The 22,296-nt window shown below is 43.0% G+C and carries 19 protein-coding genes and 1 pseudogene; 13 read left to right on the top strand and 7 right to left on the bottom strand.

Going from position 1 to position 22,296, the window contains the following annotated elements; genetic code table 11:
• The first annotated feature begins 4 nt into the window (after window positions 1-4).
• From yejB to CUR83_RS07395, 4 genes are all read left to right on the top strand, one after another.
• The gene (yejB, locus tag CUR83_RS07410) at window positions 5-1,075 is read left to right on the top strand and encodes a microcin C ABC transporter permease YejB (RefSeq protein ID WP_093070793.1); all 1,071 of its coding nucleotides are present in this window, start codon (window positions 5-7) and stop codon (window positions 1,073-1,075) included.
• A 62-nt stretch (window positions 1,076-1,137) separates the two neighbouring features.
• The gene (locus tag CUR83_RS07405; protein ID WP_071003610.1) at window positions 1,138-2,196 is read left to right on the top strand and encodes an ABC transporter permease; all 1,059 of its coding nucleotides are present in this window, start codon (window positions 1,138-1,140) and stop codon (window positions 2,194-2,196) included.
• 16 nt (window positions 2,197-2,212) lie between these two features.
• Window positions 2,213-3,880, top strand: a complete 1,668-nt coding sequence (locus CUR83_RS07400; protein WP_071003609.1) for an ABC transporter ATP-binding protein — start codon at window positions 2,213-2,215, stop codon at window positions 3,878-3,880.
• Window positions 3,881-4,063: 183 nt separating this feature from the next.
• Window positions 4,064-5,368 (top strand): iron-containing alcohol dehydrogenase, encoded by a 1,305-nt coding sequence (locus tag CUR83_RS07395; protein WP_093070795.1) that lies wholly within the window; start codon window positions 4,064-4,066, stop codon window positions 5,366-5,368.
• Window positions 5,369-6,011: 643 nt separating this feature from the next.
• Here CUR83_RS07395 and folE read toward each other — a convergent pair.
• Window positions 6,012-6,608 carry a GTP cyclohydrolase I FolE gene (gene folE, locus CUR83_RS07390; protein WP_186474442.1) on the bottom strand — a complete coding sequence of 199 codons (597 nt, stop codon included), beginning with the start codon at window positions 6,606-6,608 and terminating at the stop codon, window positions 6,012-6,014.
• Window positions 6,609-6,992: 384 nt separating this feature from the next.
• On the opposite strand from folE, the gene CUR83_RS07385 reads away from it, so the two are divergent.
• Entirely contained in the window at window positions 6,993-7,802 is an 810-nt protein-coding gene (locus tag CUR83_RS07385) for an enoyl-ACP reductase FabI (RefSeq protein ID WP_075107468.1), read from the top strand.
• Window positions 7,803-7,937: 135 nt separating this feature from the next.
• Window positions 7,938-8,636: a YoaK family protein gene (locus CUR83_RS07380; protein ID WP_093070797.1), complete on the top strand. Its 699-nt coding sequence runs from the start codon at window positions 7,938-7,940 to the stop codon at window positions 8,634-8,636.
• A 64-nt stretch (window positions 8,637-8,700) separates the two neighbouring features.
• On the opposite strand, the gene CUR83_RS07375 is transcribed toward CUR83_RS07380, so the two are convergent.
• Window positions 8,701-8,865, bottom strand: a complete 165-nt coding sequence (locus CUR83_RS07375) for a hypothetical protein (RefSeq protein ID WP_167669405.1) — start codon at window positions 8,863-8,865, stop codon at window positions 8,701-8,703.
• A 402-nt stretch (window positions 8,866-9,267) separates the two neighbouring features.
• Between CUR83_RS07375 and CUR83_RS07370 the strand changes: the two genes are divergently transcribed.
• The 5 genes from CUR83_RS07370 (at window position 9,268) to hrpA (ending at window position 16,930) form a co-directional block, all read left to right on the top strand.
• Entirely contained in the window at window positions 9,268-10,689 is a 1,422-nt protein-coding gene (locus tag CUR83_RS07370; RefSeq protein ID WP_071001610.1) for an SLC13 family permease, read from the top strand.
• Between the two features lie 634 nt (window positions 10,690-11,323).
• Window positions 11,324-11,506: a hypothetical protein gene (locus CUR83_RS07365; RefSeq protein ID WP_071001609.1), complete on the top strand. Its 183-nt coding sequence runs from the start codon at window positions 11,324-11,326 to the stop codon at window positions 11,504-11,506.
• 68 nt (window positions 11,507-11,574) lie between these two features.
• Complete coding sequence (locus tag CUR83_RS07360; RefSeq protein WP_071001608.1) at window positions 11,575-12,162, top strand: DUF1543 domain-containing protein; 588 nt, start codon at window positions 11,575-11,577, stop codon at window positions 12,160-12,162.
• 1 nt (window position 12,163) lies between these two features.
• Window positions 12,164-12,481: a hypothetical protein gene (locus tag CUR83_RS07355; RefSeq protein ID WP_071001607.1), complete on the top strand. Its 318-nt coding sequence runs from the start codon at window positions 12,164-12,166 to the stop codon at window positions 12,479-12,481.
• 234 nt (window positions 12,482-12,715) lie between these two features.
• On the top strand, window positions 12,716-16,930 hold the full coding sequence (gene hrpA, locus CUR83_RS07350) for an ATP-dependent RNA helicase HrpA (RefSeq protein WP_071001606.1): 4,215 nt from the start codon (window positions 12,716-12,718) through the stop codon (window positions 16,928-16,930).
• A gap of 70 nt (window positions 16,931-17,000) precedes the next feature.
• On the opposite strand, the gene CUR83_RS07345 is transcribed toward hrpA, so the two are convergent.
• Both CUR83_RS07345 and CUR83_RS07340 read right to left on the bottom strand, forming a co-directional pair.
• Window positions 17,001-17,330, bottom strand: coding sequence for a hypothetical protein (locus CUR83_RS07345; protein ID WP_071001605.1), 330 nt, complete (start codon window positions 17,328-17,330; stop codon window positions 17,001-17,003).
• 621 nt (window positions 17,331-17,951) lie between these two features.
• A complete protein-coding gene (locus CUR83_RS07340) occupies window positions 17,952-18,812 on the bottom strand; it encodes an AraC family transcriptional regulator (protein ID WP_284719383.1) in 861 nt (286 codons plus the stop codon).
• Window positions 18,813-18,977: 165 nt separating this feature from the next.
• Here CUR83_RS07340 and CUR83_RS07335 point away from each other — a divergent pair, with 165 nt between their 5' ends.
• Window positions 18,978-19,391, top strand: a complete 414-nt coding sequence (locus tag CUR83_RS07335; protein ID WP_284719382.1) for an organic hydroperoxide resistance protein — start codon at window positions 18,978-18,980, stop codon at window positions 19,389-19,391.
• 500 nt (window positions 19,392-19,891) lie between these two features.
• Here CUR83_RS07335 and CUR83_RS07330 read toward each other — a convergent pair whose 3' ends face one another.
• A complete protein-coding gene (locus CUR83_RS07330) occupies window positions 19,892-20,809 on the bottom strand; it encodes a DMT family transporter (RefSeq protein ID WP_284719381.1) in 918 nt (305 codons plus the stop codon).
• Between the two features lie 287 nt (window positions 20,810-21,096).
• On the opposite strand from CUR83_RS07330, the gene CUR83_RS07325 reads away from it, so the two are divergent.
• Complete coding sequence (locus tag CUR83_RS07325; RefSeq protein ID WP_284719380.1) at window positions 21,097-21,780, top strand: DUF421 domain-containing protein; 684 nt, start codon at window positions 21,097-21,099, stop codon at window positions 21,778-21,780.
• Between the two features lie 109 nt (window positions 21,781-21,889).
• Here the strand turns inward: CUR83_RS07325 and CUR83_RS13450 are convergent, their stop codons facing one another.
• Together CUR83_RS13450 and CUR83_RS13445 are read right to left on the bottom strand one after the other, a co-directional pair.
• Window positions 21,890-22,018 (bottom strand): inner membrane CreD family protein, encoded by a 129-nt coding sequence (locus CUR83_RS13450; protein ID WP_425301272.1) that lies wholly within the window; start codon window positions 22,016-22,018, stop codon window positions 21,890-21,892.
• Between the two features lie 4 nt (window positions 22,019-22,022).
• Window positions 22,023-22,274 (bottom strand): annotated as a pseudogene (locus CUR83_RS13445) (inner membrane CreD family protein); the annotation flags it as partial.
• Window positions 22,275-22,296 lie beyond the last annotated feature (22 nt).

The raw sequence follows: 22,296 nt of genomic DNA, 5'->3' as shown, positions 1-22,296 counted from the left end.
TATTATGGGTCGTTATATCTTAAAAAGACTCCTACTGATATTACCGACACTATTTTTGATATTGCTTGCCAACTTTGTAATCGTACAAGCGGCACCAGGCGGACCTGTTGAGCAGCAGCTTGCCCTTATTGAGCAGGGGTCAAAAGATAACGCACTTGGTGGTAATATTGGCGCGGGCAGTGCAGGTGGCAATGACAGCACTTATCAAGGAACGCGCGGTCTCTCTGAGGAAATGGTCGCTGCTATTAATGCTCAATATGGCTTTGACAAATCCGCTCCAGAACGATTTTGGCTTATGTTAAAGAACTACGCTCAGCTAGATTTTGGTGAGTCGTTTTTTAAAGGGCAGTCGGTGACCGATCTCATTATAGAGAAGCTACCAGTCTCGATATCGCTTGGTCTTTGGAGTACGCTACTCATTTATCTGATTGCCATTCCTTTAGGGGTGTATAAAGCGATGCATCATGGCTCAGGCATTGATAAATTCACTGCTATGCTGCTGGCTATTGGACATGCGATACCTGTGTTTGTCTTTGCAGTTATTTTATTGGTATTTTTCGCAGGTGGCACCTATTGGAATATTTTCCCGCTACAAGGGCTCACGTCCGAAAATTTTGACCAACTCAGCGCGCTTGGTAAGGTGAAAGATTACTTTTGGCATTTGGCACTACCGCTGCTAGCCAGTACCGTAGGTGGTTTTGCGGGCTTGACGTATCTGACCAAATTTAGCTTTTTAGAAGAGTTGGGCAAGCAGTATGTATTGACCGCTCGCGCAAAGGGACTGGGTGAGGGTCAGGTGTTGTATGGTCATGTATTTCGCAATGCTATGTTGATTATCATCGCAGGTATCCCAGCCGCTATCGTTGGTATTTTCTTTGCCGGTAACTTTTTGATTGAGATTATCTTTAAACTAGATGGGTTGGGGTTGTTAGGTTTTGAGGCCATTCAACAACGCGACTATCCAGTGATATTTGGCACGCTATTTATCTTCACCTTGGTAGGGCTACTACTGCAATTAATCAGCGACTTAAGCTATCACTTAATTGATCCCCGTATTGATTTTGAGGGGCGCTAATGTCAAATAATCAATCTTCATCAAAGAGCAGTACTATTAATAGCGAACCAGATAAAGCGCCAATGCCTGAGCACAATCCTCAGGTAGCGCTACCGAAAAAGCAGCGCTTAAACCCCATTTGGCAAGCGCGTTTAAATCGCTTTCGCCAAAATCGTCTTGGGGTAATATCACTGTTTGTTTTTGCAGTGATATTTGTCATTTGCATGGCAGCTAACGTCATTGCCAATGACAAACCTTTACTGGTGCAATATCAAGGCGACTATTACTTTCCGGTATTAAAGGCCTATCCTGAAACGACATTTGGCGGTGTATTTGAGACCGAAACCAATTATAAAGATCCTGCAGTGCAGTCGCTGATTGATGAGCAAGGGTTTTATATAATGCCGCCTATTCCGTTTGCTGATCAGACACCCAATGTCGAGCTTGGTCTGCCTTATCCAGCGGCTCCAAACGCTCAGAACTGGCTTGGCACTGATGATATGGGACGCGATGTGCTGACACGGATACTTTATGGTATGCGCGTCTCATTGTTGTTCGGTCTGGCGCTGACGCTCGCTGGTGCTCTCATCGGTATTATTGTCGGTGCAATACAAGGCTATTATGGCGGCTGGGTAGATCTGGCAGGGCAGCGCTTTATGGAAGTGTGGGGCGGTATGCCTCAGCTATTTATGATTATTATCTTAGTCAGTTTATTTAGTCCCAGTATTATCATGCTATTTGCCATGATGCTGTTATTTGGTTGGATGGGGCTGGTCGGTTTGGTAAGAGCAGAGTTTTTGCGTGCTCGTAATTTTGATTATGTGCGTGCCGCGCGCAATCTCGGTGTGTCTGATAGCCAAATCATGCTCAGACATATTCTGCCCAATGCGTTAGCCTCAAGTTTATCTCAGCTCCCTTTTATATTAACAGCTAATATCATTGCGTTGACTGCGCTGGATTTTTTGGGTTATGGGTTGCCGCCTGGCTCGCCGTCTTTAGGTGAGCTGATGGTACAAGGAAAAAATAACCTTGATGCCCCTTGGCTGGCTTTATCAGGGTTTTTTAGTTTGACCTTTATTTTGTCATTGCTCATCTTCGTTGGCGAAGCACTGCGTGATGCGTTTGATCCGAGGCGCTCTTGATATGACCGATAATATTATGGCTACCGAGCAATACAACGCGCCAACTGAAAATCTTAATCGCGCGCAAGACAAGCTCGTGCTGACAGTAGATAGCCTAAGTATCACAACTGCTACAGGCATCCAGCTGGTCGATGAATTATCTTATGAGCTAAGACAGGGGCAAACTCTGGCTATCGTTGGTGAGTCAGGATCTGGCAAATCGATTGCCAGTCTTGCACTACTAGGTCTGCTACCAGAGAATTTGACGATTAAGGGTGAGGTTCAGCTGGCAAGCACGGCAGGCATGTCTCAACTACCGATAGCGAATGACAAATCGCGTAATGCCGCACTACGTGCTATTCGTGGTCAGCGGATCGGTATGGTATTTCAAGAGCCGATGACAGCGCTAAATCCGCTACATACCGTTGCAAAACAAATCGCTGAATCACTGCGTTTAAGCGGCGTACCCAAAAAACAATGGCGAGCCACCAGCATTGCCTTGCTAAATGACGTCAATATCACGGATCCCTCTGACAAGTTGAATCGTTATCCACATGAGTTGTCAGGTGGTCAGCGTCAGCGAGTAATGATTGCGATGGCATTGGCTCAGCAGCCTGATATCTTGATCGCTGATGAGCCAACCACCGCACTTGATGTGACATTACAGCATGAGATTTTGGCACTACTGAATGATCTCAAATACCAGCATAATATGGCGATGATATTAATCAGCCACGATCTCAATCTGGTCAGGCGCTATAGTGATGAGGTCATCGTGATGCGCCAAGGCCAGACGATTGAGCAGGGTCAAACGTCAGCGGTATTTGATCAGCCTAAAGCCGATTATACTCGCACGCTCATTCAGCAAGACTTCGGTCAAGCGCTACAGCCAGTAGCAGATCATGCAGATGGACCATCAACTGTATTAAAAGTGAGCAATCTCAACGTACAATTCCCAATCGAAAAAAGTCTATTTGGGAGTACAAAACGTTGGTTTGATGCGGTCAAAGCTGTTGATATGACCTTGCAAAAAGGGCAGGCATTAGGGATCGTCGGTGAGTCTGGATCTGGCAAAACCACCATTGCACTGGCGCTGAGTCAGCTGCTTGGCAATCAAGCACGAGTGCATGGACAGATAGTGGTGAATGGGCAAGATATCTCAGCACTGTCCAAAAAAGTGCTACGTAACTTTCGCTCGCAGATTCAAATGGTGTTTCAAGACCCTTTTGCCAGTATCAACCCTCGTATGACGGTCATGCAAATTGTGGAAGAAGGACTGTTGGTACAAGGCGTGGATAAAGACGCGCGTCAGCAGGCGGTGATGGAGAGTTTGGCTACCGTCCATTTGCCTTTAGCATTCGCGCAGCGTTATCCGCATGAGCTGTCCGGCGGTCAACGTCAACGCGTGGCATTGGCGCGCGCACTCATCATGAAACCGAGCCTACTTATATTGGACGAGCCTACCTCTGCGCTTGACAGTACCACGCAGGTAACGGTGGTCAGTTTATTGCGTGAAATTCAACAAAAGCTGCAAATAAGTTATGTCTTTATCAGTCATGATCTCAAAGTAGTCCGCGCACTATGTCAGCATATTATGGTACTAAAACAAGGGGCATGCGTGGAATCTGGGCTCACAGAAGATATCTTTAGCCAGCCACAGCATCCGTATGCCAAGCAGTTATTAAAGGCGAGCAGTACACAATAATAGCGACATACCAAAAAAGGCAGTGGTACAATCATGCTAGACAGTGGTTTGCTTTATTCAAACATCCTTGCTGTACATATACTTATCTACTCTGCTATTGGCAAACGTCGTTTAGCCTTTATCAACTAGCTCAAACTATTGTTATCGCGGTTAAAATCATCATTAAAAAGGATTTTTGTACCCATGAAAAAACAAAACAGTATTACTAAATTAGTAAAGAATAACAGCTTGCAGTATGCTGGTTATTTGGCAGTGGCTAAGACACGCGCTAAAGTGCTAAAAGCAATCTCTTACGTGATACCTATCAGAAGACCGATGTTGTTTGTCGGTGAGGCTGCCTGTAATGAGCTATGCGACATGCTCATCAACGAAGGCAATACCAATGTCTTTATCGTCACTGATGCCGTGCTAAACAAACTCGGTATCCCTGCAAAAGTCACTGATTATCTAGATGCAAAAAATATCAGCTATCATGTCTATGATGGCATTACACCAGACCCTACTTTTAACGTAGTCGAAGAAGGACTGCGCCAATCTATAGCAGCAAATTGCGACGCTATTATCGCCATCGGCGGCGGCTCAGTGATCGATGCTGCCAAAATGATCGCTATGTCTCAAGGCAATAAATGCAAGCCTCAGCAACTGATCGGGATCCTTAAAGCAAGAAAGCCGTCGGCGCCATTATATTGCGTGCCTACAACAGCGGGTACTGGCTCAGAGGCAACCCTTGGTGCAGTGATATCTGATGATAAAACACACCAAAAAGCATTGTCTATTGATCCAAGAATGGTGCCGCTCGCCGCAGCGATTGACCCCATTATCATGAAAGGTATGCCAGCACACATCACCGCTGATACGGGTATTGATGTATTGACCCATGCATTAGAAGCATGGATGAGTGCCAATGCCAGCGTGGAGACGGACTACTATGCAGCCTCTGCCGTCAAATCTGTCATGCATTATCTACCATTAGCTTACAAAGATGGTGGCAATCTAAAAGCAAGAGAAGAGATGGGAATTGCCGCCCATTATGGTGGTATCGCCTTTAACAAAGCGGGCTTGGGTTATGTGCATGCCATTGCTCACCAATTAGGTGCCTACTATAGCATTCCTCATGGTCGTGCTAATGCAATCGTGTTGCCTTATGTGCTTGATGTTAATCGTAAAGCAAGCAAGCAGAGACTGGCCGCACTGGCAAAAAGAACGGGTATGGTAGCAGACGGCCAAGCTGGTCATGGTGATAAAGAAATAGCAGATCATCTCATCGTACAAGTCAGAGCGCTTATCGCAAATTTAAATATTGATCCGACCGTTAGCGGTATGCAGACCAGTGATTTTGATGATATTGCAAAAGCAGCAGCAAAAGAAGTCAGCGATACTTATGCCGTACCAACCTATCTCTCAGCAGCTGAAATTAAGGAAATCTTAACGAAAATTAAGCAAGTAAGTGATGAGAGTGCTGATAAAGACACTCAGAAAGCATCATAGCATTGTACTTGTACTTGTACTGATAGACTTATGATAGACAAAAAAAGCCTATGACTCTTTTGAGGATAGGCTTTTTTAACAGGTTTAAAACAATATAAGATATTGAAATAAAATAGTTTATCTCTATATGTTAACTATCCTAAAGCCTGTGTCATGATCAAATCATTTTGTAATTTATCTTGTGCTACGACTTAATTAATAAAAAATAACTTAATAAATTGTAAGTATATAACAATACAGGAATGTGTTATTGATATAGTCGGTTCACTATAAAATCGATACAATAAGATTAAACGCTATTTTTCGCAGCCTCTAGAGACGTAGTCACAGCAAGCAAGAAAAATAGCGTTTAATCAAATGAATTTATTATCCTGTATCGTTTTTATTTAGACTTAACTATACATAAGCGTTACGATAGTTAAATGATATTATGTTTGGGAGATTTTTATGAATCGCATATTATCATCTACAATGATTGGCCTAGCTATCGTAACAATCATTGCAAGACTCTGGCGTATACGGCAAAGACTATGAGCTTGATTTGCTAAAACTTGAAATCTTACTTTGTATAGCTAAAACAAAAAGGACGCATTAGCGTCCTTTTTGTTTGTTGTTACTCATAACAGCCTAAAATATTAATAGTTTAAAACGCCGGTTGGCGCTTAGGGACGGCACCCAAAAATTCATTACGGGCTTGATTGTTGTGCTGATACTCACCAAGCATCGCGGTACTACGCGTGGTTGAATGCTGTTTGCTGACGCCGCGCATCATCATACACATGTGCGAGGCATCCATGACTACCGCCACGCCGCGACAGCCAGTAACATCCATGATGGTTTGTGCAATCTGTTCACTCAGGTTTTCTTGTATTTGTAGACGACGAGCAAACATATCGACAATACGGGCAAACTTCGACAGTCCCAGTACTTGGCCGTCAGGCAGATAGCCGATATGCGCCACACCATGGAACGGTAGCATATGATGCTCGCACAGTGAATAAAACTCAATGTTTTGCACCAGTACTAGCTCACGATTGGCTGATGGAAAAACCGCATCATTGACCACCTCTTCAATGCTTTGATGATAGCCTTTGGTTAAGTGAGCAAAAGCCTTTGCCGCACGTACAGGCGTGTCTAATAAACCAGGACGATCTAAGTCTTCGCCAGTCGAACCAATCAGTTGGCGATAGGATTCGATACTTTCTTTATAATCTGGGGTTATTATTGGGGTGTTACTCATAAGTTTGGCAGCCATCCAAAATGTGGGTGTAGCTTAACGTTGAATCCTATCATGTCAGGATTCTTATAAAATTGTGCAAGCTGGGAAGGGCTGTGATTATACTCGAAATCTGCTGAACTTCATACTGCTATGGTGAGTAGTTCGGAGTTTAGTCATTATAGGGCTGTCAGAGATACAATTAGAACGGTGACCATGATGATATTTCATTAGTATTATTGCGATACTAATGATAGTAACCAAGTACAGTTTACGACTGTTTACTTAAACTAATTCGTGTATAATAAGTCATCTTTTGATTTGCATCATTTCATGACGCGTCACTTTCTGATTACTCTAAATAAACCTATATTCTAAATCATCTCGATTGATTCAAAAGGAAATCTTATGCTATTGCAAGGACAACGATTTGTCGTAACTGGCATCGCAAGTAAACTCTCTATCGCTTGGGCTATTGCAGAAGCGCTACATCGCGAAGGCGCCTCACTGATCCTGACTTATCCGAATGATAAAATCAAAAAGCGTGTGGACATGGCTGCCGAACAGTTCGAAGCGGATTTGGTGCTAGAGTGTGATGTCGCCTCTGATGAGTCGATTGCTGCATGTTTTGAGCAAGTAACCGCGCATTGGGGTGATGGTATTGATGGTGTGGTACACGCCATTGGTTTTGCCCCAATGGATCAGCTCGATGGTGACTTTGTGAGTGCCACCACGCGTGAAGGCAGCCACATAGCACATGATATCTCTAGCTACAGCTTTGTGGCATTGGCAAAAGCAGCTCGTGAGTTGCTTGCAATGCGTCATGGTTCTATGCTGACATTAACTTATGAAGGCAGTATCTCAGTATTGCCAAACTACAATGTCATGGGTATGGCAAAAGCCAGTCTTGAAGCCAGCGTGCGCTACTTAGCGACTTCTATGGGCGGCGAAGGTATCCGTGTCAATGCGATCTCAGCAGGTCCAATTCGTACGCTAGCTGCTAGTGGCATTAAATCATTCCGCAAAATGCTCGATATCAGCGAAAAAATCGCACCACTACAACGTAATGTCAATCAGATGGAAGTAGGTAACGCAGCACTATTCCTATTATCTCCGTGGGCATCTGGTATCACGGGTGAGATCATGTTTGTTGATGCAGGTTTTAATACCGTCGCTATCAGTGAGCAGTTGATGATGCTGGATGAGCCAGCGCAATAATCATTTAAGTATTTTTTGCGTTGATGGTCATTACCAATGATTCACTCAGCTATTGAAATTGAAAAGGCAGCCAATTGGCTGCCTTTTCTCGTTATACTATGAGTCTTTTTGGCAGTAGACCTTTAGGTGACAAATATGATAACCAAGTTACCAAAGTGGATATTGTGGGGTGGGGCGGTATTGGCATTTAGCGCTGGCTGCGTGAACACAACCGCATTGATGGGATTTGCCAATTTATCGGTCTCGCATGTCACTGGCAATGTCAGCTTGTTTGCAGCAGCTATCGCTTATTCAGACGCCCACAGTATTTTGTACATCGGAGCGCTACTATTGTCTTTTTTGGCAGGGGCAATATTAAGCGGTTTTGTCATTGGGCAGACATCCTTAACACTAGGCCGTCGTTACGGGCGTGCGCTATATTTTGAAGCAGCATTACTAATAGCTGCCTACTGGTTATATCAGCAGCATGACTATCTCGGACAATTGGCAGCAGCGATGGCCTGCGGATTACAAAACGCGATGGTAGCCACTTATAGTGGAGCAGTTATTCGCACAACTCATTTGACAGGACTGACATCTGATATGGGTGCAGCAATCGGTAACTGGCTTGCGGGTCGCTCCATTAGTAAGCCGACATTGGGCTTTCAGGCCGTTATTTGGTATTGCTTCTGCGGTGGCAGTACAGTAGGGGCTTTTTTGTTTGCCAAAGTTGGCTATGATGCGTTGCTTGTACCCATTGCAATTGTTCTAACAGCAGCATTTATATATAACTATGTCTCCAATCACTTGCCAGAACAAAGAGAAACAAAACTAAAAAAGCGCTCATCATCATGACAAGCGCTCCTTATTTTTGCTGTTAATACTAGATAACTGGCTTTATCTGCCGTTCTGCCATCTTTTATTTTGCGCCTTCTTCTTGATGATCTTCATGTTCATGCATACCTTGCATCATATCTAGCGCTGAGTCGTCAGTACGCTGTTGATCTTCTTTGGCCAGACTATCTTGATTGATGTCTTTTGGCGCCATTTTTGTGGTTGCATCGGTTTTATTTGCATCTGTCATAGTGTCATTCCTCTTGTTTTTATTGATGATTATCTATCTAACCCTAAGATTATGTGGTATCGGTTTTTACTTGTATAGCCCCAAATGATAAATGTTTGAATGCTTTATGTAATTTTTATCAACCAAGGCGTCCATTCAAAGCAGTGAGAACAAAGTAGTGAGAACAAAGTAGTGAGAGAGTTACTATTGAAAAATCTCACAAAGTCGAGAGGTGATTATCATCAACGAATCAAACAGACATCCTAAAAAAACAAAAATAATCAAAATGTATTCATATATAAGTTATTCTGATATGATATTTTCGCGCGTAATGTTCGCTATATGAATATCATGATGTCTTATAATAAGTGTGTTGCAATAACTTTGACTTCATACTCACTTTGGATGCGATAAGGATAATTTATGTCAGAGAAAAAGCTGGATAGCCATATTCCTGATGATGGTAACGAGTATTTATTTACGGATACATTCCCAAAGGGAACGGGAAAAGGATTGATCGTGGTCGCCATTGCGGCAATCATTAGTTTTATTATTTACAGTGTATTGCCATTTGAGGTCAGTGCTAACAAAGGGCTAGCAATGCTGTTTTTTATCGGCGTGCTATGGCTCACTGAGGCGATACACGTCACAATCACTGCGATCTTGGTGGTTGTGGTTGGGACATTAATTGGCATTCCTGATTTTAATGCTGAAGTCGGTCTGCAAAGCTTTGCCAGTCCCATTATTTATCTCTTCTTTGGTGGTTTTGCCTTGGCGGCCGCGTTACATGTACAAAAGCTTGATAGAAAGATTGCGCTAAAAATTCTTTCGTTATCAGGTGGTAAGCTAAGTACCGCTGTACTATTGATTTTTGGCGTGACTGCGTTTTTGTCAATGTGGATCTCAAATACGGCGACAACGGCAATGATGCTACCGCTTGCCCTCGGTATTTTGACGCAAGTCGATAGTAAAGAAGATCGCGGTACATTTGTGTTTGTACTGCTCGGTATTGCGTATTCAGCAAGTCTCGGTGGTTTGGGTACGATTGTTGGCTCGCCACCAAATGCGATCGCCGCAAAAGCCTTGGATATTGCGTTTGTTGATTGGATGAAATTTGGTATTCCAATGATGCTAATACTATTACCAGTATTGTTGGGCGCGATGTACCTATTTCTAAAGCCTAATCTAAACCGCACGATGACCCTACAGCAAGATGAAACTATTCATTGGACCAAACCGCGCGTGCTGACGATTATTGTCTTTATTGTGACAGCGATGAGCTGGATACTCTCTAAGCAAATTGGTGCTGCAGTTGGTATCGAAGATACAGATGCCGTTGTTGCATTGCTTGCAGCAGTGGCGGTCGTGAGTTTGGGTCTGGTGTCTTGGAAACAAGTATCAGACAACACAGATTGGGGTGTATTGATGTTATTTGGTGGCGGTATTGCGCTATCAAATGTTCTAAAAGTATCAGGTGCGTCATTAGTACTGGGTGAGACGGTTGCTAATGGCTTACAAACTGCACCGCTATTGGTTGTGATGCTTGCAATCTCAGCCTTCATTATTTTCTTAACAGAGTTTGCATCAAACACGGCATCAGCTGCGCTCTTAGTCCCTGTATTTGCGGCAATTGCCGAGCATATGGGTATACCGAGCGAAGTCTTAGTACTTATTATTGGTATCGGTGCGTCCTGTGCCTTTATGCTACCAGTTGCGACGCCGCCAAACGCTATCGTGTTTGGTACCGGTTTGATCAAACAAACAGAGATGGTACGTACAGGTGTCATCCTTAATATTATCTCTACTGTTATCGTTGGGTGTTGGGCGTATTTCTTCCTACTATAAGTCTAACGAACCATTAGCATTACCATGATAAATAAAACCTGATGTCCCAATATTAATGAGGCATCAGGTTTTTATTTTTTATACTCTCTTAATTTATTACATCATAACTTATGGGGGATAATAGGGCGTGTTGAACATTCGCAAATAGGCACTGCTGATCGCTAAAATTGTTCCAGACAAGGCACAAAGCGACGATAATGCAGATGCCTTAGCGAGATTTGTAACGCAGTATGGGGCAATTTTAGCATCAGCCCCAACGATAAAAGCAGGGGACAGGACTCTTTTTTGCCGCTTCATCGTTAAAAATAAGCGCTTAGAATGACTAAACTTATTATTTTTAACATCGAATCGCCTAAAAAATAGTCGCTGTCAGTGCCATGGTCGAATGTTCAACACGCCCTAGACATTATGACGACATTCAATAATAAAAATTGCATTACAATCGCTGCTATAGTCAAGTCTAAATAAAAACAATACAGGACAATAAATTCATTTGATTCAACGCTATTTTTCTTGCTTGCTGTGACTGCGTCTCCAGAGGCTGCGAAAAATAACGTTGAATCTTATTGTATTGATTTTATAGTAATCTAACTATATTTCAGATATTCATAGTAATGTCTTCGCGCTTGACGCTGTGCTTGCCGATATCAAAAAGCGCAATTACGCGCTGATAACCTGTATAGAGACACCGCGAGGTAAACGCTGGCAGACTGAGCATATTAAGATCGCTTATGATCATGAAGCAGCAGCAGAACTGGCGCTCAAAAATGAACGTAGAGATTGGGCATTTGCTTTAAAAACAGGGCGGGTATTGTAATAAGACGCGCTCGATATTATGTTCAATTAAAATTAGCTACAATGAAAAATTTATAAGGACGGCGTTACATGTTAACTTTATATATGGCTCAACTTGGTGGCCGTCCTAAAGGTCGCCTGATTGAACAGCATGACATCTTTTTTGGCGTGGCCAATCACGTCAGCGAGCTGGTAGAGGATATCAATCAGCATTGGCCAGAAGTCAAAAACAAATGGCACATTGATTCGTATCGAGCGATTACTAAAGTTGATGGCTATGCGATCAAACTGGTTAAATCAGGTGAGCAGGTAAGCAAAGATGCTAACTTAAAGCTGTTTTTTATCAATTTGGGCGGCTATCAGCAGGGAAGTTTTGAAGAGTTTCATTATAAGCTTCTGATCGTTGCCCCCAGTCAAGCCGAGGCCATTAAGCAAGCCAAACAAAGCGAGTTTTATAAACAGTTCACTTTTAAAGATAATGCATCGCCGTTCGACGCCGCTTCACATATTGATGATAAGTTTGAGGTCGATATAGATGATATCTATAACGTGAATGATCTGCTCTCAAATGCTCAGCTGTTGATTGAGCCTATCGTTGATGCAGGCGGTGTCGATATCAAAGAAGATAAAGAATATGTGGGTTATCTGAGTATTAAAAATCTAAGGAAATTATCCTAATATGTCACTAGATATGTATTATAAAAGTGGTCTAATCCGCAAAGCGCGCTGTCAGATATCTGATGATATGCTGCCCATCCTTTATCAGATTCACGATAACGCAAAATTTCCACGATTAACGTGGTTGATTGACAATATTTATAAAAACCCGCAGATTCGTCCTGACGTAGCGAAAGAGTTAGCTAATGAGATGTTAGGGTTTGAAAAATTGTTACTGTCACTACATCTTCCTTTTCCTAGGCTGGCACTGCAAAAAATGCATACCTTTTTTGTGGGGGCTGCGACTCACCAACAGGTTATTTATACTGTTAGTCATTAGTTTTCTCATTTAGACCATTTCTATGCCTTTAATGGTGTGAAATTTAATATTTATGGTCTAAGTGTGTCTTGATTTAACACTGATTATTAGATAGAGGCATTATCGTCCTCATAGCCATAGAAAAAACTTCAGCTTTGCAACTAAGCATCATACAAGCATCATAACTACCTTGAATCACCCTGCATTTGCCTCCATAATCTAACCACTTATACATAATAAATAGCCTAAGCAAATATGTCTGATACTTTTGAAAATACCAGTCTAAAAACATCTACCGTAAATGAAAATAACAGTACAAAGCAACCAGCGGAATTACTGAGTGATTTACCAGTACTTGCTAAAGATAGCTATTATTTAAGCCGTCTCGAACGAGAGCTGGCGCGCGCTGCGGTGTCCAAAAACAAAAAATCTAATCATGATTCTGAGCAAAAAAACAATCACGACGAGGTCCTTACCAAGAAGCGTGCCCAATACGACAAGATAAAAACGCGCTCTCAAAAAGCAGTGCAGGCACGTATTGATAGCATCCCAAGTGACTTACCTGCCAAATTAAATCTTGACCTGCCTGTTAGTCAACGCGCAGAAGATCTGGTACAAGCGATCATTGATAATCAGGTCATTATCGTGGCGGGTGAGACAGGTTCGGGTAAAACCACACAGTTGCCTAAGCTCGCCATGCTGGCAGGACGCGGTATTACTGGACAGATAGGGCATACGCAACCAAGGCGATTGGCGGCTCGTAGCGTCGCAAACCGTATTGCCGAAGAGCTGGGTGAGCCTTTGGGTAATACGGTTAGTTTTAAGATTCGCTTTAATGAGCAAGGCTCCGCCCAATCGATTGTTAAGCTGATGACCGATGGTATTTTGCTGGCTGAGCTGGGTCACGATCGTTTTTTGAGTAAGTACGATACGATTATTATCGATGAGGCGCATGAGCGTAGTTTGAACATCGATTTTATTATGGGTTATCTCAAAAAGATGCTGCCTAAGCGCCCAGATTTAAAAGTCATTATCACTTCAGCGACCCTCGATACCACGCGCTTTAGTGAGTACTTTAGTCATTATGATGCCAAGCTAAAACGGCAAGTCCCTGCACCTATCTTTAACGTCGAGGGACGCAGTTTTCCAGTAGAAGTTCGTTATCGTCCGCTGACCGATGAGCCAGTAAACAGCTCAGAAGATGACAGCTATGATGATTTTGAAGAGAACCTGCCGCGTGCGGTGGTTGCTGCTGTCGAGGAATGTTTTAGCGACGCGCAAAATAAAGGCCATGCCGATCAGGCTGATATCTTGATATTTGCCGCGACTGAAGCAGAAATTCGTGAAATGCAAGAAGTGCTTGAGCGCCATGGCCCACGTCATACCGAGGTGCTACCGCTGTTTGCACGGCAGACGTATGAAGAGCAGCAGCGTATCTTTCAGCCATCAGGTCGAGGTCGACGTATTGTCATTGCGACCAACGTTGCTGAGACTGCGTTGACTGTACCGGGTATTCGCTATGTGATTGACTTGGGGTTTGCGCGGATTTCGCGTTACTCGTATCGCTCACGTGTGCAGCGTCTACCGATTGAAGCGATTTCGCAAGCGGCTGCCAACCAACGTAAAGGTCGTTGTGGCCGTGTCGCGCCAGGTGTCTGTATTCGCTTATATTCTGAGGAGGACTTCAACGGTCGTCCTGAATTTACTGAGCCTGAGATTCTACGTACCAATTTGGCATCTGTGATATTGCAGATGGCCAATCTGCGTCTGGGCAGTGTCGATGACTTTGATTTTATCGAGCCACCTGATAGTAGGTTAGTCACAGATGGTCACAAGTTGCTTGATGAGCTAGGAGCCATTACGTCCAAAAAGGACAGTACTCAAGATAAACGAAACCCATCAAAACGGCAAAAGGGGCTTGATCACCTGCGCTTGACCGCAACAGGTCAGAAAATGGCACGTATGCCAATCGATCCAAGGCTGGCACGTATGCTGGTGGCTGGTTCTGACTTTGATTGTATACGTGAGATGCTTATCGTGGTGGCGGCGCTCGCTGTGCAAGATCCTCGTGAGCGCCCTGCCAACAAGCGTACGCAAGCGGATCAAAAGCATGCGGTCTTCCGTCAAGATGATTCAGATTTCTTGTTTTATTTGAGTCTATGGAAGGCACTGTTTGAAAAAGACGAAGACGGCAATAAACTGTCTGGTAATCAGCGTAAGCAGTTTGCGAAAAAGAACTATCTGAGCTTCCCGCGTGTTCGTGAATGGCATCAAACGCATCGTCAATTGCTACAAATGGTGACAGATCTTAAGCTGATAGATACCAGTGATGCACAAGCATCCGATAAAAATGTCGCTAAGAATGACCCGACTGCAATCGAAGACGAAGCGTTAAAAGCGGTCAAATATGCTAATTTGCATAGAGCGTTATTGACGGGTCTGCTGTCTATTATTGCGCATAAGACTGAAAGCCGCGGTGAGTATTTGGCAGCGCGTCAGCAAAAAGCCAAAATATTCCCAGCGAGTACGGTATTTAAACAAATACCGCCTTGGGTGATGGCGTTTGAGATGGTTGAAACCTCGCAAGTATTTATGCGTACCGTTGCCAAAATTGAACCCGAGTGGATCATCTCAGCGGCAGGAAACTTGCTCAAGTATCATTATTTTGAACCGCATTGGTCCAAAAAAACAGGACGGGTCAAAGCATACGCGCAGATTAGTCTATTTGGCTTGATCATCATTAGCAAGCAGCTGACCAATTATGAGCAAGTAAACTTGGTCGAGTCGCGAGAGATTTTCATTCGTGATGGGTTAGTGACTGGTAACTTCGGTCGTAATGCGCCATTTTTACAGCACAATATGGACAAGATTGCCCATGTTGAGCGCATCGAAGATAAGCTACGTCGCCGTGATCTATTGGTTGATGAAGAAACGCTATATCAGTTCTATGACAAAAAGATTCCTGAACACGTCGCCAGCCGCAAAACGTTTGAAGACTGGCGCGCAGAGGTAGAAAAAAACGATGCTAAGTATCTGTTTTTTACCGATGAGGATGTACTCACTAGTCAAGCACCGACCACGGGCGATTTCCCAGAAGTATGGAAGCTGGGTGATCTAAAACTGCCACTGCGTTACGTCTTTGATCCAGCAAGTGATGATGATGGCGTGACCATACGCGTACCGCTTGCCGCATTACCACAGCTCGACGCGATTGAGCTACTATGGGGTGTGCCTGGTTGGCGCTACGAGCTGGTGTTGCAATTGCTCAAATCATTGCCAAAAGATATCCGTCGTCAGATCGTCCCGATACCTGATACCGCAGATAATTTGTTTGATGAGCTGCAGCAGCAAGGTGGACAAGGGCTGTTAAAACAGCTGTGCCAAGCGCTCAATCGCCGCGGTATTATGTCGGTGACGCCAGAGAGCTTTAGCCCTTCCACGATTGATCGTTATCTGCAGCCACAAATCTGTGTGGTCGATGACAAAAACCGCATTATCGAAAAAGGTCGTGATCTACAAACGCTACAGATTCGTCATGCCTCTGAGACCAGTCAAGCGGTGAATGAGCAACAAGGCGCGCATACTGAATTCCCTGAGCATTTTACCTTTAGCAAAAATCATCATAGTGCAGGCGTGGTTATGAAGCAGTTTGCGGCGCTCGTGGCTGATGAAGCAGGCGAAGCGGTATCGATCCATCAGTACACCGATGTCAATGCCGCACTACAAGCGCATCGTATCGGCGTATTGACCTTGATCAAAGGGAAGCTTGGCGCAAAGAAAAAACAGCTCACCAGTCAAGTGGATAAAATATTCAAACTGGCATTTGCACCGCTTGGTGATATGGAAAAGCTAAAAACAATCGTCATTGATGCTACATTGGATGCGACGCTTGAAGAGCATTATGTGTTATTTGATCATACCGAGAGCCTGCCTGAGAGCGCTGACGATATCGCAGTTGGATTGAGCGAGGAGTTACCGTTTACGCCTGAAGAGTATGCACAGACGCTAGAAGTTGTGTTAAATAACTTCTTATTGACCGGTCAAAGCGTCATAAAAACGCTGAAAAATGTTTATACGCGCTGGCAGCGTATTCGCCAGAGCCTGTTGATGTTAGACCGCGAGATATTTGGGGAATCTATCGATGATATCGAAGATCAATTAGAAGATTTGTATTTGGCTGATTTTGTTTACCGCATGGATTATAGCCATTGGCAACAGTATCCACGTTATCTTGAGGCACTAGAGATTCGCTTAGAGCGTCTTGAGCATAATTTGGATGCCGACCTCGACGGTGTCTACGCGCTTGACTTACATATGGAGCGGTTAGCAGGGCGTGCGGACAAAGAAGCCATTAGCGAATATCGCTGGATGGTGGAGGAGTATCGTATCCAGCTATTTGCCCAACCGATGAAAACTCGTGTGGCAGTTTCGCCCAAGCGTCTTAGTAAAATGTGGGATAAGGTGGGCTAGAACTAAAAGTTTCTTTGAATGTTAAGGCCGGATCAGCAATTGCTACTCCGGCCTTTTATTTAAGTAGGTTTTAATGACTCATCTTTTCTGTGAGCACGCCCATACTATAAAGCATGAACGCAATCACTGTCAGTGCTACGATAAATGGTGTCAGTATCCAAATCACCACGTTAATCAGAATTGACGGCAGCAATCCATTAAATAGCTCGAGATCTGGGGTGAAAAAATCTGTCATCACATCCACGGCACGCTTGGCAATGGGGAAGAGTAGAGTGCTGAGGGCCAGCATATAGATATATTTGCCAAAGCCTGGGTCACTCATGACGACCATAAAGTAAAATACTAAAAAATAAGTAATGGCTAGCGCCCAGCATTTGAGAGTGTAGCTTAAACGAATCATATCATTTCCTCCCCAAGATTTTCGACAAATGTGCATAAAAAACTACGCTATATCCAATATTTTGAATATATTATATGTTATAATACGAATATATTAGGGAGTCAACTGTTTTTTATTCGAATAACAAATCTCTTTTAGCTAAAAAATAAGAAAGTATAGAGATACCTTGAGTAGATATTTGCCCTAAAATCTATTTATAGTCAATCCTCTATAAAATAGTGACAGCGTTAACTTCACTTGAAGTATTACATATACATCTGCGCTCGGTTGCCTTGTATCTCTTTTAAACTGAATCAACTATATCAGTGGATATCTCGATACTCAGACGAGCTCTTGTATCCACAAGAGGTTTGCGCTAGAAAGGGTTAGAAGAATAGTTAATCAATAATCTGTAGTAATAGATAAATGATCAATTCATTGAATCGTTCTGTAAGTACGCTATAGGGATAGTTTTGCTCTAAAGGCGTCACCCACCTCACGTTGATAAGTGCTTGAAGTTGACCAAGATAAGCGAGGTAGGCCTGACATTGAGTCTGTTATGCCAAAATCGATAAGTCCTAGAGTTACCATCACAACGATAATAAAATCCTGCCGCTATAGGTATCAATGGTGAGACAGTTATCACATCAGCTCACTGCTCGGACTGACTCCAAACTGCCGCTTGTATTCTCGGCTAAATTGACTGGGGCTTTCATAGCCAACTTGCATGGCTATTTGCGATATTTGTGCTCCTTGCCCATGTATTTTAATCAATCGTTTTGCTTCCATCAATCTTAAGCTTTTTTGATACTGTAGTGGACTCAACTGGGTGATTTCTTTGAAGTGCTGGTGAAACCCTGAGACACTCATGCCGCATCTACTGGCTAGACTCTCTACCATGATAGGCTCATTTAAATGCGACTTTATCCAGTCAGTGGCTTGGGCAATACGGTGTGTATGGCTACCATCAACGACCAACTGCCTAAGCTTGTTACCTTGCTCCGCTGAGAGTAGTCGATAATATATTTCTTGCTGAATCAGTGACGCCAAAAATTCAATATCATTTGGATAATCAAGCAAGCGTATCAATCGATCAAATGCCGCCATTATCGCGTCATCTAACGGCCACTTTATGCCTAAATGACCATTTGCTATGGGTGTTTTAGAGGGTATTTGTGCCAATATTTCTCTAATCATGGCGAGATTTAATTTCATAGATAAGACGATAACAGGACTCTCTACTGAGGCATGTTTTATATGCATGCTCAGCGGAATATTGACAGGACAAAACATCAAGTGGCTATCATTGAATCTTTGGCAGTCTGCTCCTAAATAAATCTCACGCTCACCTTGCAAGACAATACAAATGCTTGGCTCTTGGATATAGCTAACAGTTTTGCTTGGTTTATCGGCACAGTAAAAAAATAGTCCTGCGACAGCAGATTCAAGGGTTTGATTCCTAGGCAGTATATTAAGAAGTCGGTCAATAGTTTCTTGATTCATGAGGATAGCTTGTTTTATAAGACTGACTGATAGTATAAAAATTTATAGGATTAGGCAAGAGTTATAGAGGTCTGTTCTAACGGATAACTGCCAGCGATTCTATAATAGTCTTATCGCAACAGCGTAAGTACAACCTCTAATAATATAGATAAGGAACTATAAATCATGAAAATATTTTATAAAACTCGCGCGACAGCCACTGGTGGACGTTCTGGTCATACTGGATTAGATGATGGTTCATTAGGATTTGATTTGGTGTCTTTTCAAGAACAAGATAAAGAAGGTGTGAATCCAGAGCAGCTTTTTGCTATGGGTTATGCCGCTTGTTTTGATAGCGCTTTGAGCATGGTTGCACAGCAAATGAAACTGCCTGTCACCGCTTCTAAAACTTCTGCGCAAGTTGGCATCGGTATGAAAGCAGATGGTAGCTACAACTTGGATATAGAATTGCATGTCGAAGTATCAGGTATTGATGAAGCGCAAGCACAACAGTTGATCGAAGCCACACATCAGGTGTGCCCATATTCTAATGCCACTCGTGGCAATGTAGATACCCGCTTAGAAGTGACCGTTATCTAAAGGCTTTTAGCTTTGCTTTTACTGGTAGCAAGCGAAACATTAACTCAATATGATAGCTTACACAAAACCGCCCCGATTTTTATAAATCAGGGCGGTTTTATGCTATCTAGTAGAATAGATTGATAGCGCGAACTTTTTGTCATTAGCCGAGCTATAGTCAAGTCTAAATAAAAACAATACAGGACAATAAATTCATTTGATTCAACACTATTTTTCTTGCTTGCTGTGACTGCGTCTCCAGAGGCTGCGAAAAATAACGTTGAATCTTATTGTATCGATTTTATAGTAATCTAACTATAGTGATAGAGCATCATAAGTAATATCCTCACTAAGGCGTGTCCCTAGTTCAAGCATTTATCACTAAATAAGCTAAAAATGGCTCAATCTTTGACAAATAGCATCAAATAGCTGGTCAGTATCTCGATATTGTCTGCACTATTATCCTTATTTGTCTGCGATTTATCTCATTTTTATCACCATTTTTAAAATAGTGACACGCCCTAGGCTGGCACTTTTTTATTTAACGTAAACACCAAGACTGCGCCTAAAATAACTGCACTGGCAATGATAAATGGTAACGTTAGCTGCTCAGATAAAAATATCACGCCTAGTACAGTCGCAATCACAGGCACACACAGCTGAACGATCGCCGCTTGTGTGGTTTTTAACAATGGCATCGCCGTATACCAAATACTGTAACCCAGCCCTGATGCGATCGCTCCTGACGCACAGGCGAGCAATATCCCTTCGCTGGTAATACTTTCTAAGCTGATGTTTTTTAAACCTATTTCATCCAGATACATTAGGCCCACCAGTAGTAATATCGGAACGGCCACCAAACTCCGCACAAAGTTAAACCCTGTCGCTCGTAGCGGTGAGATGCATGATTTACCGCGTATGCTGTATACTCCCCAAGCCGCACCGCTCAGTGCCATCAATGCTGCAGCGTTGGGTGATGGAACGGCCGCTGATGGTAACATCAAATACACAAATCCTGCGACTGCGACGATAAATGCCAGCCACTGTACAGCACCAAGTTGCTCTTTTTTGTAGATACCCCAGCCAATCATCGTAATCTGAACGGCCGAAGACAAAATTAAAGCACCTGTACCAGTATTAAGCTCTACATAGGCAATCGAAAAACATAACGCGTAAATGACCAAGCTGACACTACTAAGCCAACTGCCTTTGTCATTTAAGATAGCATCAATAGAAGGCTTGTCAGAGGCGAGTACTTGACGCTGTAGTTTGTAGGCGTGAATCGTCATAATAAACACTAAGCAAACAGTCGCACTGAGCAGACGAATGACCGTAAAACTCCAAGCATCTATATAACCTTCTGCCAACGCCATCCGGCAAAACAGGGAGTTTGCGGCAAATGCGATCAACGCAATAGTAGTATAAACAATGGCTTTCAAAAATAATTCCTACAATGAATAAGGGAGCATAAAACAGGCTTGCATAGCGCTTTAATGGTGAATTTAGAATATAACGATAACGTATTTTTGAGCAAAAATAATCATGGTCTGACAAAATAGAGCATTTTTTCATGCTTGTGACAAAAAGTCTTTCTTAAATACGAATAACGATAGTTGTATTGACGATAAGGTCTGAAAATAGGGATGATGTGCTTCGCATCAAACGAACTATTAGAACATCATTCATTAAACACAATACATCAGATAAATAAATTGGAAATGAGAATATGGATTGGGCAAGTATTTTTATTCATGACACAACTTGGTCGTTTGCCGTTGAAATCTTAATACGTGTCACCGTCATGTTTGTATTAATTATCACGTTCTTGCGCTTCACTGGCAAGCGCGGCGTTCGTCAGCTTTCTATCTTTGAGCTAACCATTATCCTATCACTTGGCTCTATCGCGGGTGACCCTATGTTTACTGAGGATTTGCCGATTATTCAAGCCGTACTAATCATGGGTTCAGTCATTGTTCTTTACCGAATCTGTACGTGGGTTATGATGAAATGGCAGCCTTTTGAAGACTTATTGGAAGGCAAGTCACTTTATATCGTAGAAGATAGCATGCTGGTGCTCGATAAAATTAAGAAAGGCAAAATGTCTCACGATGAGTTTTTTGCTGAAATGCGTCAACAGGGCGTTGAGCATTTGGGTCAAGTGCGCATCGGTTTGCTTGAGACAGACGGCAACTTTAGTATTTTATTGCATTCCTCTGAAAATACAGTTTACGGCATGCCGCTGTTTCCCAAGCAATATCAAGCTGTTGAGCAAGTAGAGATAGGGGCTCATTACGCCTGTATGTATTGTGGTTATGTCGAGCAAATATTAGAAGCTGATAAATGCTGCCCGCGCTGTGAGGATGATTGCAATAATTGGGCTAAAGCGTTAAACAATCAGATCGTCAAGTAGCGTAACGACTAGGCTAATATAACGATAATGCTGCCTTATCAACTAAGCTAAGGCAGCATTAATTCAAACTATTATCAGTTTATGTGACTTTATTTATACAGCGCTTGGCTTATGTGACTTTGTACCAGTCAAGTTTGCGAGTCATCACCATGACATAGGCAAGTACCATAAAGCAGAATATCGCGCCCAGTAATAGATTGAGATCTTCTGTACTTAAAATGCCGAAAAAAGGCAACATATAGTCCAGCAAGTGTTGCGGTAAAGAGTAAAGCCCGTTTCAAACCGCCAAATACATAGTAGCTATACCAACCAATAAGTCCCACGCACGCGCTAGCGGCTATAGTATATGCTTGCCAAAAGACAATTTGCTCAGCAAGTGGTAGCAATAGGACATAAAAAACAATTTGGTTAATAGTGTTTTTTGCATGTTGGCGCCTCCTAAATGTCTTGAATCCACAGCTGCTGATACAGTTGGCTGCGGCGTTAATAGACATCATAGAGAAGAGGTGGCGAGAA

The organism is Psychrobacter pocilloporae (assembly GCF_029872915.1).
GTDB lineage: Bacteria > Pseudomonadota > Gammaproteobacteria > Pseudomonadales > Moraxellaceae > Psychrobacter > Psychrobacter pacificensis.
Note: the sequence above shows the minus strand (reverse complement) of the source record. Positions and strands in the feature narration are given on the sequence as shown.

Bases quoted from the DNA above. Each gene is read 5' to 3' on its own strand.
- yejB (WP_093070793.1), top strand. From the start codon at position 5: ATGGGTCGTTATATCTTAAAAAGACTCCTACTGATATTACCGACACTA.
- CUR83_RS07405 (WP_071003610.1), top strand. From the start codon at position 1,138: ATGCCTGAGCACAATCCTCAGGTAGCGCTACCGAAAAAGCAGCGCTTA.
- CUR83_RS07400 (WP_071003609.1), top strand. From the start codon at position 2,213: ATGGCTACCGAGCAATACAACGCGCCAACTGAAAATCTTAATCGCGCG.
- CUR83_RS07395 (WP_093070795.1), top strand. From the start codon at position 4,064: ATGAAAAAACAAAACAGTATTACTAAATTAGTAAAGAATAACAGCTTG.
- folE (WP_186474442.1), bottom strand. From the start codon at position 6,608: ATGAGTAACACCCCAATAATAACCCCAGATTATAAAGAAAGTATCGAA.
- CUR83_RS07385 (WP_075107468.1), top strand. From the start codon at position 6,993: ATGCTATTGCAAGGACAACGATTTGTCGTAACTGGCATCGCAAGTAAA.
- CUR83_RS07380 (WP_093070797.1), top strand. From the start codon at position 7,938: ATGATAACCAAGTTACCAAAGTGGATATTGTGGGGTGGGGCGGTATTG.
- CUR83_RS07375 (WP_167669405.1), bottom strand. From the start codon at position 8,865: ATGACAGATGCAAATAAAACCGATGCAACCACAAAAATGGCGCCAAAA.
- CUR83_RS07370 (WP_071001610.1), top strand. From the start codon at position 9,268: ATGTCAGAGAAAAAGCTGGATAGCCATATTCCTGATGATGGTAACGAG.
- CUR83_RS07360 (WP_071001608.1), top strand. From the start codon at position 11,575: ATGTTAACTTTATATATGGCTCAACTTGGTGGCCGTCCTAAAGGTCGC.
- CUR83_RS07355 (WP_071001607.1), top strand. From the start codon at position 12,164: ATGTCACTAGATATGTATTATAAAAGTGGTCTAATCCGCAAAGCGCGC.
- hrpA (WP_071001606.1), top strand. From the start codon at position 12,716: ATGTCTGATACTTTTGAAAATACCAGTCTAAAAACATCTACCGTAAAT.
- CUR83_RS07345 (WP_071001605.1), bottom strand. From the start codon at position 17,330: ATGATTCGTTTAAGCTACACTCTCAAATGCTGGGCGCTAGCCATTACT.
- CUR83_RS07340 (WP_284719383.1), bottom strand. From the start codon at position 18,812: ATGAATCAAGAAACTATTGACCGACTTCTTAATATACTGCCTAGGAAT.
- CUR83_RS07335 (WP_284719382.1), top strand. From the start codon at position 18,978: ATGAAAATATTTTATAAAACTCGCGCGACAGCCACTGGTGGACGTTCT.
- CUR83_RS07325 (WP_284719380.1), top strand. From the start codon at position 21,097: ATGGATTGGGCAAGTATTTTTATTCATGACACAACTTGGTCGTTTGCC.
- CUR83_RS13450 (WP_425301272.1), bottom strand. From the start codon at position 22,018: ATGTTGCCTTTTTTCGGCATTTTAAGTACAGAAGATCTCAATCTATTA.